Origin of the sequence: Eudoraea adriatica DSM 19308, from assembly GCF_000382125.1 — a bacterium.
In the GTDB taxonomy this organism is placed as follows: domain Bacteria; phylum Bacteroidota; class Bacteroidia; order Flavobacteriales; family Flavobacteriaceae; genus Eudoraea; species Eudoraea adriatica.
Map to the genome: position 1 here is coordinate 266,277 of NZ_KB907551.1, position 11,209 is coordinate 277,485.

At 36.3% G+C, this 11,209-nt stretch carries 10 protein-coding genes and 1 pseudogene; 2 read left to right on the forward strand and 9 right to left on the reverse strand.

Annotated elements, in window-relative coordinates; translation table 11 throughout:
* Window positions 1-65: 65 nt before the first annotated feature.
* Entirely contained in the window at window positions 66-1,037 is a 972-nt protein-coding gene (locus G504_RS0114800; RefSeq protein WP_019670976.1) for an endonuclease/exonuclease/phosphatase family protein, read from the forward strand.
* Between the two features lie 122 nt (window positions 1,038-1,159).
* On the opposite strand, the gene G504_RS0114810 is transcribed toward G504_RS0114800, so the two are convergent.
* The 3 genes from G504_RS0114810 to G504_RS19905 form a co-directional block, all read right to left on the reverse strand.
* Window positions 1,160-2,053 (reverse strand): alpha/beta hydrolase, encoded by an 894-nt coding sequence (locus tag G504_RS0114810; RefSeq protein WP_169336919.1) that lies wholly within the window; start codon window positions 2,051-2,053, stop codon window positions 1,160-1,162.
* A 90-nt stretch (window positions 2,054-2,143) separates the two neighbouring features.
* Window positions 2,144-3,163 carry an endonuclease/exonuclease/phosphatase family protein gene (locus tag G504_RS18830; RefSeq protein ID WP_169336920.1) on the reverse strand — a complete coding sequence of 340 codons (1,020 nt, stop codon included), beginning with the start codon at window positions 3,161-3,163 and terminating at the stop codon, window positions 2,144-2,146.
* A 509-nt stretch (window positions 3,164-3,672) separates the two neighbouring features.
* A complete protein-coding gene (locus G504_RS19905) occupies window positions 3,673-4,203 on the reverse strand; it encodes an alpha/beta hydrolase (RefSeq protein ID WP_205619673.1) in 531 nt (176 codons plus the stop codon).
* Window positions 4,204-4,210: 7 nt separating this feature from the next.
* Here G504_RS19905 and G504_RS19910 point away from each other — a divergent pair, with 7 nt between their 5' ends.
* Complete coding sequence (locus G504_RS19910) at window positions 4,211-4,474, forward strand: hypothetical protein (protein WP_205619674.1); 264 nt, start codon at window positions 4,211-4,213, stop codon at window positions 4,472-4,474.
* A 560-nt stretch (window positions 4,475-5,034) separates the two neighbouring features.
* On the opposite strand, the gene G504_RS0114830 is transcribed toward G504_RS19910, so the two are convergent.
* The 6 genes and pseudogenes from G504_RS0114830 to G504_RS18840 all read right to left on the reverse strand — a co-directional run bounded on the left by G504_RS0114830 (window position 5,035) and on the right by G504_RS18840 (window position 10,705).
* Window positions 5,035-6,207, reverse strand: coding sequence for a serine hydrolase domain-containing protein (locus tag G504_RS0114830; RefSeq protein WP_019670982.1), 1,173 nt, complete (start codon window positions 6,205-6,207; stop codon window positions 5,035-5,037).
* A gap of 27 nt (window positions 6,208-6,234) precedes the next feature.
* Entirely contained in the window at window positions 6,235-6,912 is a 678-nt protein-coding gene (locus G504_RS0114835; protein WP_019670983.1) for a DUF4386 domain-containing protein, read from the reverse strand.
* 4 nt (window positions 6,913-6,916) lie between these two features.
* Window positions 6,917-7,849, reverse strand: a complete 933-nt coding sequence (locus G504_RS0114840; protein WP_019670984.1) for an NAD(P)-dependent alcohol dehydrogenase — start codon at window positions 7,847-7,849, stop codon at window positions 6,917-6,919.
* Window positions 7,850-8,094: 245 nt separating this feature from the next.
* A pseudogene (locus G504_RS19535) lies at window positions 8,095-8,289 on the reverse strand (3'-5' exonuclease); the annotation flags it as partial.
* Window positions 8,290-8,484: 195 nt separating this feature from the next.
* Complete coding sequence (locus G504_RS18835; protein ID WP_019670986.1) at window positions 8,485-9,663, reverse strand: amidohydrolase family protein; 1,179 nt, start codon at window positions 9,661-9,663, stop codon at window positions 8,485-8,487.
* Between the two features lie 226 nt (window positions 9,664-9,889).
* Window positions 9,890-10,705, reverse strand: a complete 816-nt coding sequence (locus tag G504_RS18840; protein ID WP_169336921.1) for an alpha/beta fold hydrolase — start codon at window positions 10,703-10,705, stop codon at window positions 9,890-9,892.
* Window positions 10,706-11,209 lie beyond the last annotated feature (504 nt).

Consider the following 11,209-nt stretch of genomic DNA (forward strand, 5'->3'; position numbering starts at 1 on the left):
AAGTGCAAATCTAAGTAATTGAAGCCAAGTGATTTTCGTAATTTTGAAAACCTAAAGAAAAATTTATGAATTTTTCATTTCTGCAAAGAAAGAAACCTAAAAACGTTCATACCATTGTCTTCTATAATTTGGAAAATTTGTTTGATGTTGGCGATGATCAAAATACTCTTGATACAGATTTCACCCCTAATGGAAAAAAGAAATGGACCAAAAGGAGATATAAAAAGAAGCTTCTCAAACTAGCGAATACCATTTCCAGAATTGGAGTTCAAACCACCAAAAAGACACCTGTACTGGTAGGTGTGGCGGAAGTGGAAAATGAAGGGGTTATTAAGGATCTTCTTTCTGCAGGGGCTTTAAAAAACGAAGATTACGATTACGTTCACTACGATTCTCCCGATGAAAGAGGAATTGATACCGCTTTGTTGTATCTAAAATCTAATTTTAGTGTCTTGCATTCTAAACCTATCCCTTTGCTCATTTTCAATGAAGCAGGAGAAAGAGATACAACACGAGATATACTCTATATACACGGTGTTTTAAATGGGGAGGATATCCATGTTTTTGTGAATCACTGGCCATCACGAAGAGACGGAGATATTGAAACAGATTATAAAAGAATAAAAGCTGCCGAGACCATTAGGGATTATATGACGGAAATTGAAAAGAAATATTCAAATCCTAACTATATTATCATGGGGGATTTTAATGATAGTCCGGATGCGCTAAGCATCCGCACTTTGGTTGAAGCTAAAGATTTATACAATCCCATGGAAAAACTTTGGACTCCTGAAAGGGGTAGTGCCAACTACAGAAGAAGCTGGTCTCTTTTCGATCAGATTCTCGTATCACATAGTTTTTTTAATTATGAAAAAGGTACGCATAGTTTTGCGCATGCCAATATTTTTGACGACCACCAGCTCAGGGAATGGGATGGCAAATATGCAGGAAACCCTTTTAGAACTTACGTAGGTCAAAAATATAAAGGGGGGTATAGTGACCATTTCCCCGTATATATTCAATTAAAGTACAATTAAACTGGAGCCAGGTTGTAATAATAGCGCAATAAATATGTTTTATATGATCTGCGTGTAATAACTGTCCTGTATAATTGGCGTTTGCCAATGCCGGTAATACAGTATTGTGTGCTTCTTTCCATTTATAAGTTTGTTTCAATAAAATTTATCATTATCTCCCGGTATATACTTTCTTCATCGTAAGATAAGTTTCTCCAAAGTTCTCCATGCGATAAGTGATAAGAATAAACAACTTGCATATCTCTAAATTCAGTTGTTCGAACTCTTTCCTCAAAAATTCTTGAGTAGTTATATACATTATTGTCACTAATCAATAAGATGGGAACCGATAAGTTATGAAGATAGGTAATAGGTGATGCTTTTCTAAAGTCCTCCTTTTCATCGCCAAAAACAGCTTCTACATGAAGTTTGGCAAGTTCAGGTCTGTCACTGTTTAAAAGTACGTTATGATAGTCAATTATATCGTATGCCCCTGAAACTGGAATTATTCCTTTAAATAATTTATGAGAAAGTCCAACTTGTTTTAGATAGGTGCTATCCAAACTTATTAATGCGGATAGATGAGCTCCTGAAGAAAACCCACCGATAAAAAATCCATCCCTATCATATCCATATTTATCAGCATTTTCATACAACCATTTGACGGAAGCTGCCACATCTTCAATATGTTTTGGATGCTGGATCCCTGTATTTAAAGTTGAATCCCGCCATATAGCCGGACTTAAACGGTGGCCTATACTTGCCACAGCTATTCCATTTTTCGCAAACTTTTTTGCGAGGTCCATTTCTTGTTTTCTATCAACATACGACCATGCTCCTCCTCCTATCCATATCAGTATCGGATATTTATCCCCTTTTGTGGGCAAGACTAAGTTTAATCTTTGAAGACTATCATTTGAAATTGATTCCTTGCTTAAATAAGAGAGGTTATTGTGAATTGTATAATCTTCCAATTGACCAAATAACAAGTTACTGGCTAGCAATACAATTGATAATAAGGTTACTAATTTTTTCATTTGGTTACTTTTAGTTGCACACAAGGTTTTGGCCATGATTTCGTCACGCCATGGCGTGACGAATTATAGGCGTTACTAGCAAATGTTTTTTCAGTTTTCATTCTTTGCAGCTTCTTTTCCTTCCATTATTTTTTGATTTGCTAAGCTTTTCAAATTGCTATTTAATTCTTTATTAGTATCCACCTTACTATTAATGTGAAACATAAATTGAAGCGGTAAATGATCAGAACCTATTGAGGTTAATACTTTGATCTTATTTACCGTTACTGTGTTAGAATGAAAAAGAAGGTCGATTGGAAACCCGAATATCAGAAGGTTTGCAGGAAATGTTGAGTATATCCCCCTATTAATTCTTGCATCTTTTAGGTTAGATATTTTGCTAAATAATCTGGACGCCTTAGACCAGGAAACATTGTTGAAGTCTCCCGAAACAATCATTGGTGTCATACTCTTTCTGGCAAGCTTTGCAACTTTCATCAGTTCGGCATCTTTTTGTTTAGATGTAGGTTTTTCAGTGGGACTGGGGGGAGGTGGATGAATACCCCAAAAAATAAAATCATCCTTTTTGGAATCAGTTAATTTAACTTCAATAGATGGATGCTCTTTAGAGATAAGATAATGGATGTTAAAATCTTTCAAGTCCAATTTTGTATAAAGATGCATTCCATACCTATTGTCTTTTGGAACACGAATAATATTACTAAAGTCACCTTCTATTTCCTTAAGGTTTTGCTCCCATTTTTTATTAGTTTCTATGGTTAACAAAATGTCTGGCTGAACACTTTTAACGACCCTTATAAGTCTTTCGTAGTCCTGATTTTCCTGCTTCACATTTATACATATAGCTACTATGTTGTGTTTTGGTGTTATGCTTTTGTTTTTACTTTTTGGGAAGTAGGGCAGTATAATTGACAATTGATAAACAAAAGATATTGCAATTAAAAATATAGTAAGTAATCCAATAATTGAATTGCTAACTGATAGAAAAGGTCTCGCTAGTAGGAGAAATAAAAGAATTACACTAAGTTGAAGCCTAATAAAGTCGAATATTCTAAAAATCCAATGTGTTGAGTTTATTAAAGGAAAAAAACTAACAATTGAAAAGAACATTCCAAAAACTATCCAAATCTTGCCGAGCATAGGATGTCATTTAAATTCTGACTAACGGTTTAGTAAGTAGTTGAGATCCAGCATTTCTTCTGTCTTTTAAATTTATTCTTTTCCCTCAATTACATGTGATGACGCTACCTCTCGGTGAAGTCTCCAAATGCCATCTTCACCTTTTTTTAATATAGCCAAAAAGTTATCTTTCAATTCAACAGCAATTCCTTCAATATTCGTATAATATACAGGACTAATACCGAAGCTCCAATTGTCACTAACGGTAAATTGTATGGGTAGTGGTAGGTTGCGGGCTTCTTTCCTGTCAAACCGCTATGCAGTTTGAGCGGGTTACAAACCTTAAAATTTAACACTTACCCTGCCATTACTTATACATTTTGTTATGTGGTGTTTATTCGTTCAAAAAAAATAATTTAGTTGTACGTAGTTTGTAACGTTAGATATTTAATAGTTCCTGGAATCAATTCCCCACTTTACTATTGTTAGGCAACCTCTTATCACTCTCCCGACTTGGCTGCAAGAAATCCATTGACATCTAACCAGTGAATAAAAGCATCAAACCAACGATTGCTAGTTCGGTTGGGATTTCCCAGGCCAAAACCGTGACCACCATTTTGGTAAAGATGAAACTCTACAGGTATACCTGCCTTGTACCATGAATCAATGACACCAAACTGCCCCCTAAAGAGAAAATCGTCCGTGGCAATGACGGCAAACATGGGTGGAGCACCCTCAGGCACTTCCACAGGGCCCATACCTCCGTAAATAGGGCCTATGAAGGCCAGTTTCATGGTTTCAGAATTCATGGTTGAATGCATCGTCAGACCTGCACCGGCTGAAAAGCCGATCATGCCAATTCTGTCGGTATCCACACCCCATTCTTCCGCGCGGTCAAGGATCATCGCATAAGCTGCTTCAGCATCCTCCAACTGATTGGAAAGATCCCATCTTGGTCGTCGTGGAGGAGCGGCTGCTTCCTCACCCTCTTCGGAGGTCTCTGCAGGTGGTGGTGTGCGGGGACGATTCATCCACGCTGTGAAGTCCTCAAGTGATTCTGGTGTAGGATGGAGCCTGTACTTCAGTACAAACGCCGCTATACCTTGTGCTTTTAATGCTTCGGCGACTTCCCAGCCTTCATTCCCAAGTGAAAGCCACCGGAAACCACCACCCGGTGCTACGATCACTGCCGCACCATTTGCCTTTCCAGGTTCCGGGATGAAGGGTGTCAGGGTCGCGGTTATAATGTTCCTGGCCATGGGATCGCCCCACTGTCTGAACCAGGTTTCTGAAGCTGGTTGATTATCCACACCTCCTGTGCCAAGAAGAATGGCATTCGGTTCTTCTGGAGCTTCAAGCGAGTAGATGGTCCCATCTTGTGCCATTGCGGATTGAGCAAAGATCATAAAGAAAAGTAAAAAGGATACTTTTGTTAAATATTTAGGTTTACAAGACATAATTGAGAGGGTTTTAAAGTTCAACATTCTATTATAGTGTTTTTTAAACCTATTATAATTTTTTTCTTATCACATGCTGAATTGTAGTAATACAACATAACGGGCAGGCTATGGCAAGTGCGGGATTTTAAAACCAAATCTTTGTCCGCTAGACCTAATGTTATTTAATTGCAATATCTTAATTTTTAAGCAGTCAGCCCGCATTTGCTATAGCCGATGTTAGGCACTGGCAGTTTTATTCTCAATCTGAATTTTTATCAAGTTTTCTTTTTTTCTCAGTTCGTTGTTGATGCAGAAAGGGCAAAGATGTTCATTACTGGGGCTTGTTTGGCGATAAATATCGATAAAACGCAATTTTTGTCATGTGCTTAAATAATATTATTAGTATAAAAGTCCACATGCGGTTTAATTTATCGCCGGTAAAATAAATCGCTTCAAAATCTTGAAGTTGTGTACATTCGTATCATAATTAGCCCCCGTAAATGTAACTACCATATCCAACTCAGGTAAAATAAAGATTTTTTGACCGCCCCAACCAACTGCAAAAAACATATTGATATTTTCATTATTGTATGTAAAACTCTTTGTCCACCAGTTATATGCGTATCCCACTTTACCTAAATCCTCTCCCGGTATTTTTATACCCGTATTTCCTGAATACGGAATAATGCATTTTTCAACCCAGCTTTCTGATACAATTCTGTTTCCATCCCAAATCCCTTTGTTTAGCATCATTGCTCCAATTTTTACCATATCACGAGGTGTAAGTTTTAATCCACCGGCACCTTGAATTTCACCACCATTTGGAAATTTTAACCACCAATCAAAAGTGGTAATTTCTAATGGTTCAAACAGGTATTTTTTCGAAAATTCATCCAGTTTCATCCCTGTGGCATTTTTCAGTATTTCAACTAGAATTTGAATATCACCACCAGAATAGTTAAATCGTGTACCCGGTTCTGCAACAAATTGTCTACTCAGAACGTAGTCCATCGGGCCATCTTCCCAAAACCAAATCCCTATTTGGTCGTTCTCTATAGAACCCAGCGAAACACCCCATTCATCCCACCTTAAACCGGATGTCATGGTTAAAAGGTGTTCAATGGTAATATATTCTTTGTTGTTTATATTAAAATTTTGATAATCAGGTAGGTATTCGAATATGGATTGGTGAACATTTCCAATGAATCCTTTATCAATTGCAATTCCAATACATAGGGAAACGATACTTTTTGTATCGGAATGTATGCAATGTTGCATATCCCTGTTCCAGGTGACATATTCACCGAAATGCCCGGGAGCATCCCATTGATATTGATGTCCTTCGTAATAATCTTCAAAAACGAGATTATTGTTCTTGTAGATTAGCATGGAATGGATTTCACCGTATTTACCGTTATCAACTCTCCCGACTGCATTGCGAATCAGCTCTTCATCAATCCCCACACTTTTAATAGAATCAACCTGTAAGCCATCGTTTAAATCTGTAGGTGGTATATATGGATATTGACTGGAGTAATCTCTTTTACAACTAGTGTTTATTACAACTGATAACAGTAGAATTAATATTAGTTTCATAATTCTTGGATTTTTTTGATTAAGAATTTACAGTTGATTATTAACTTTAACTCCTTTTATAATAAGCCAAAAGCCAATAATTAACTCATAAATAAAGCTTGGTAAGGTGAATAGCATTGAAGCAAATTCCGGTTCAATCAAAGAGCAAATTGAGAATAGGAATATTAATATAAAGGAGATTATTCCAAATACGGCAATCCATCTGGGAATCATCCGTGATGAGTAGAACAGAAAATTAAAAATCACCATTTCAATTCCCAAAAACATCATTGGGATGGAATTTAAAGTTCCATGTTGATTAAATAATAATCCTGCCAAAGACTTATTGTCAACACCCGTTTGGCTATTGCTTACTAAAATTTGTAACGCCAGAAAAGACAATAAACTAACAACCGCCATAAGTGTTGCTTCTGTTGTTTTTAAGAGTAAGGCCAATTTTGAAAAGAAAGGATTTGTTTTTTTTAGAATAACATACAGGCTATACCCTAGAAGAATTAACCCTATGGATAGGATAAATTCTGAAAGCAATCCAAACCGAAATACTTGTTCGTTAGCAATTATTTGATTTGAAGTGAGCAATGGATTGCCTGCCACAGACAGTTTGGATTGCACAAATACATAGCCTAATGTGGGAATGAGAAGGTTAAATAGAAATAAGTATCCGCTAAACCTTGCTGTTTTCTGAACTGATTTAACTGAATTCATGATATTAGTTTTTATTGTTTATTTCATTTACTGCAATAACTACATTACCTTTTTTTCGCCTCGTATCAACGTAGGCATGGGCTTGTTGAATCTCTGTCAGCGTGTATGTTTTGTCAATTATTGGTTTGATAATACCCTTTGCTGCAAGTTTCCTAATCATATCCAAATACTCCTGTTTCTCTGCAACAGGAGAAGAATGGGTTGAAATATATCGCCCGTTTTCTTTCAATAGTTTTTTTGCTTTGGATTTTGGAAATTTTCCAACTGTATCGAAAATTGCATCGTATTTTTCATTTGTTTGCAATATGTCTTGTTTTGTATAATCTAAAACTGCATCTGCTCCCATTGACTTTACAAGCTCAATATTTGTCGAGCTGCAAACTCCCGTAACCTTTGCCCCAAAATATTTTGCTATTTGCACTGCATACGTGCCAATACTCCCAGAAGCACCATAAATTAATATTTTATCTCCAGATTGAATATTCACCTTCTTCAGAAAATGTAAGCTGCATATTCCACCAATCGGTAAAGCAGCAGCTTCTTCAAAACTTAAATTTTCGGGCTTTGAAGCCATAATACCATCTTCTGAAAGACAAATATATTCAGCATGGGCACCTCCCTTGAAACCAGTTGTACCAATTACAGCATCCCCATTTTTGAACTTTCTAACTTTGTCACCAACCGATACAACAATACCGGAAAACTCATGCCCGAGAATTTTCTTACGTTGATTCTTTATCCCAAAAAATAATCTTGCCAAAGGCCAAAACAACATAAATTGAAGAAAAGACTGTTTTCTTAACACAACATCGCCCGCTGTTACTGTGGTGCAGGCTATCTTAATCAAGATTTCGTCCATTTGTACTGACGGCTTTTTTACTTTCCTTATTCTGATACCATCAGGTTTTCCATGTCTTATGCATAGTGCCGCTTTCATTGTTCATTAGTAAGATTTATGTTTATCATTCAGTCCCGCTTGTGCCTAACAATTGGATATAGTTAATAACTATATCTCACTTATGGAAACTAAGATAACACAATACACCTAAAGACAATGAGCCTAATTTAGACAGAGTGACTTAAAAGTATTCTTTGTGAAAGAGAAATCACAAGCTGGCTGGAAGAATTATTCTAAATATGAATGATATCAGCCTCTTGCGACAACTGTTCATTTCTCAGCCTTTAAAAGACTTGTGCTAAAGTGATAACATCTAATTCGCAATAAGCCACTATGCGATCCAAATCATCTTCTTCGTAATAAGCATCTCTGACCATACTTCCGTCAATATCTTCTTTGGGTGAAGGAATACCCAGCCCATTGGCCATAAGTTTTAATGAGGTGTAATGCTTGAAATCTCCAAATTTCCAAAGGTTTAATATTTGACTTATAACTAAGAATTTACTCCTGGATATGAAGCCTTAGTTGGCAAAGCCCATTTATTCCATTGTGTTTTTATAGGAATAAGTTTCATATTAGTAGTTCGATAGCTAGAATGGGGTACAACGTCTAGAATAAACGATGGTTTTAATGCCGTTTATACAGTGTTAGCGTTCGGTTTATAATTCATGCATTTATTGTTTGACCTTAACCCCTTTCTTCCATATCCCTATTATTTCGCTAATGGTTGAAATATCCTCTGTGGGATCCCCGTCAATCAGTAATAAGTCAGCGGAACCTCCTTCTTTGACAAATCCTTTGCCGCCCAAGCCAAAAGCTTTGGAAACGTTCGATGTAGCTGTTTTAAGTACATCAAGGTTAGATATGCCACATTCAGAAAGATATTGCATTTCCTCGTGTAAAACCGCACCGAAGTTCATATCAAAACCCGGAGCATCAGTTCCAGCGAGTATGGGTATTCCTGCTTCATGGACCTTGCCAATTTCTTCCTTCATAGATTCTATGTCAAAAGCTCCCCATCGCTCTCCTATTTGTTTCCAAATACTTATAGTGGGGATAACAAAAACCTGATTATTGATCAATATGTCCAGTTCTTCTTTTGATATTTTTGAAGTATCTCCATACTTAAAGTTTTTGTACCAAAAATGGCAAAGGCCGTCAATGCCCATTCTGGAAGCTTCTATGGCATATGATCTTTCCGAAATATGCGCCACAGCCATAAGATCATGATCATTAGCCAATCTGATGGAAGTACCTATCATCTCATTAGTAATGATGGACAATTTTCCACCTTGCCTTTCTATTATGATTTTTATAAAGTCCGAGCCTTCGTTGACTCTTTTTTTAATAAATGAGGGCAATTCGTCAACCGTACTTACGGTTTTGTAGGGATGAAATTGAAGCCCATGGCCATTGGGTACTGTAACCGGATTTCCAGCTGAATAGAAATAGGGTAAATAATTTAATGAATCTCCCAATTTACGAAGTGCCTTAATAGATGGGATAATTGAATCAGAAAAATGGGCCATATCCAGTACCGTAAGGATTCCTGCTTTTACAGCTTCTTTACCTTGCTTAATGGTTTCGAGGTGAACATGTGCGTCTATTAGTCCGGGTATCACCATCAAACCTCTTCCATCAATCACATTTTCCCCTGAGAAAGAAGTATTTTGGCTCGTGTATATTTTTTGAATATTTCCATTGTGAATAATGATCGTTGAATTAGAATAAACATCATCGCCATCAAACATCTTGACATTCTGTATGATGTAATCTGCATTTCGGTGACCCAATTTTGAATTACATGAAACAAAGAAAATTGCAAGAACCAGAAAGGTGACAGTTTTTATCATACTATTTTTTTTATTCAATGAAATGAACGCTAACGGTCTTGGCTATGAGCAGTTGCGTGTCCCGATCGCTATCGGGATAGCACCTAACTTTGCAAGCCTGCCTGTCAGCAGGTACACACCAAACTGAAAATTCGCGAGTCCCGATAACTATCGGGATTCCTAAGTAGGCTTGCACTAGCAATTAATTTTATACAGTGTTGTACACAGTTTTAATTAATTATTTATATCAATTTTCAGACAAAAACTTTATTAGGATGTCATTTGTTATTTTTGAGTTATTGAAGATGTCATGGTCCGTGTTTGGTAAAATGCAAAGTTCACCATTTGGCAAATCATTGTATATTTCAATGCTGTGATTTAAGGGAATAAATTGGTCTCTATCCCCAAAAAGAACCAAAACCTTACTATCTAGTTTAGGTAAAATTTCTTTAGGAACCCAAATGTCTTGTAACCACATTTCTTTAGAATTGTAAACAAACTCTTCCCAGTGATCGGGATTTGGTGATTTCTTTTTATAAGAAGCGGCATATTCCTCTGGAAGTATTTCAGGACTAAAATTTTGAAGCATTTTTAGCCCTTCTGGTTTACTAGCATGTGGACTCAATGCACCTGCGCCAAATACTATTTTGTTTATTTTATTAGGGATTTTATCGGCTACTAACATTCCAACAATTGCACCATCGCTGTAACCAACAATAGCAATTTTTTCTAATTTTAAACTATCAACTATTTTAACAACGTAATCCGCTAGTATGTTATAACTTAAAGAATCAATACTGTAAGACCTGCCATGGCTTGGGCTATCAATTGCAATTAGTTTAAAGTGTTTAGATAAATTAGGGATTACTGTATTGAAATTTGATATGCTCCCCATGCCACCATGTAATAAAAGGATAGGCGAGCCTTCACCGTATTGTTCATAATATATTTTGGTGTTACCAACTTCTAAATATTGGCCATCATTAGATCCATATTCAACTTTTGATTGCCCTAAAAGTTGGAAGTTGATAAGAAGAAATAGTATCACTATTGTTAATTTCATATTCATTTTTCAAATTGTGCACAACAATTGGATATAGTTAATAACTATATCGGTCTCGGCTATGAGTAGTTGTGTGGGTTAGCACGAAACTTTGCAAGTACACACCTAGCTGAAAACTCCACAGGAATTTTCAGGGTAAGCGAGTAGTAGCAATTACTTATAGCCATCTTAAGTTTGTAATATCTTTATTTCATTAATTAATTAGAAAGAACAAAAGAGAGGATTAAGGTTAATATAGCCGTAGAGACTGAGATCTCGTCAACAATGATAATCCCCTCTCTTTTTCTACTTCAATTTCGTTCAGTTCTGTGAGACTTTTAGATCTCGATTTCAAGTTGTTGAAAGCAAAGTAGATTGTCCTTTCAAAAAACATTTTCTTATGTTTAAATATAATCAAATCTTTGGTGTTGATATCAGCAAAGATGTATTCGATGTTATGAGCTCCCAAGGGAAACATTTTAAGTTTAAAAACAGCTCAAAAGGTTTTAATCAGTTGACCAAACA